The organism is Acetivibrio mesophilus, assembly GCF_004102745.1.
In the GTDB taxonomy this organism is placed as follows: Bacteria; Bacillota; Clostridia; order Acetivibrionales; family Acetivibrionaceae; genus Hungateiclostridium; species Hungateiclostridium mesophilum.
This window is the reverse complement of record NZ_RLII01000083.1, coordinates 1-1,336: the sequence shown is the minus strand read 5'-3', so window position 1 is coordinate 1,336 and position 1,336 is coordinate 1. Positions and strand designations below refer to the sequence as shown.

The window sequence follows — 1,336 nt, the reverse complement described above, 5'->3', positions numbered from 1 at the left end:
GGTTCATTGTAAAATTAAATGCAACAGGGCAAAAAAAGTAGAACCACAGCGAGAAACCTAGTATGATATTTGTGTCCACAAAACACATACGGAGGTTATCGCTATGGCTCTTACTAAAGAGAATACCACACCTACACGTACTTTTAAACACTTATCAGAATTTGACAGAGGCAAAATTAAAGCATTACTGGAAGAAGGTTTATCACCGGCGCAGATTGCACGAAGACTAGGCCGACATCGTAGCACTATTGGTAGAGAAATAAAGCGTGGTACTACCGTCCAACGTCGTTCAGATTTGACCACGTATGAAGCCTACTTTCCCGAAACTGGTCAGGCAGTGTACGAGAGTAACCGCCTATCATGCGGAAAGAAGGTTAAAGCTCTACAGGTAGAACCCTTTCTACAGTATGCAGAAAAGATGATTTTGGAGGAAAAGTGGTCACCTGATGTGGTTGTAGGCGTTGCCAGACGTAAGGGTAAATTTGATAAATCCTCGATGGTCTGTACCAAGACCTTATACAATTACATCGATAAACGAATTCTGAATGTACGTAATATTGATTTACCACTAAAAACACGCAGAAAGCATAAGAAATCTGTTGTAAGACAACACAAAAGGCTACTTGGAAAAAGCATTAGCGAACGTCCTGAAAAAGTAGATAATCGAAAGGAATTTGGTCACTGGGAGATAGATACTTTTATAGGTAAACGCTCTAATGATAATGCTTTAATGACCCTTACGGAACGTAAAACAAGAGAACATCTGATTTATCTACTGGAAGAAAAGGATGCTGAATCTGTAAATAAAGCATTCAGCCAAATAAGAGAAAAGTCTGGGCCTTTATTTACACACTTGTTTAAAAGTATAACCGCAGACAATGGTTCAGAATTTGCTGGTTTGGATAGACAAGGGCTCAATGTATATTACGCTCATCCATATTCTGCGTGGGAAAGGGGTACTAATGAGCGACATAATGGTCTTATACGGCGGTTCATACCTAAGGGAAAAGCTATTAAGGACCTAACCCTTGAGCAGATAAAACGAATTGAAAACTGGTGTAATAACCTGCCCCGGAAGATACTGGGCTACCGTACACCGGCAGAACTATTTAACGACGAAATACAGCGTATACTTGAGATCGTTCCAGACATGCAGTCTGTTAGTTAAGGACATACATTCCAACCCTTTACGAGTATAACAGGCGGGTGAAATGGTATCAAGGGGAAAACCGCCCTTGACACCATTTCACCCGCCTGTTGAAGAATGGTTAAGGTTGGAATGATAAATATCATCAGGTTTCTTTAAAAAGTGTTGCATTTAATATTGCAATTTAAG

At 40.0% G+C, this 1,336-nt stretch carries 1 protein-coding gene; it reads left to right on the top strand.

The features are described 5' to 3' along the window. Nucleotides 1-103: 103 nt before the first annotated feature. The gene (locus EFD62_RS17320; protein ID WP_038291664.1) at nt 104-1,168 is read left to right on the top strand and encodes an IS30 family transposase; all 1,065 of its coding nucleotides are present in this window, start codon (nt 104-106) and stop codon (nt 1,166-1,168) included. Nucleotides 1,169-1,336: the final 168 nt, after the last annotated feature.

What these genes read in the sequence shown, in the direction of transcription:
- EFD62_RS17320 (WP_038291664.1), top strand. Translation starts at nt 104, where the DNA reads ATGGCTCTTACTAAAGAGAATACCACACCTACACGTACTTTTAAACAC.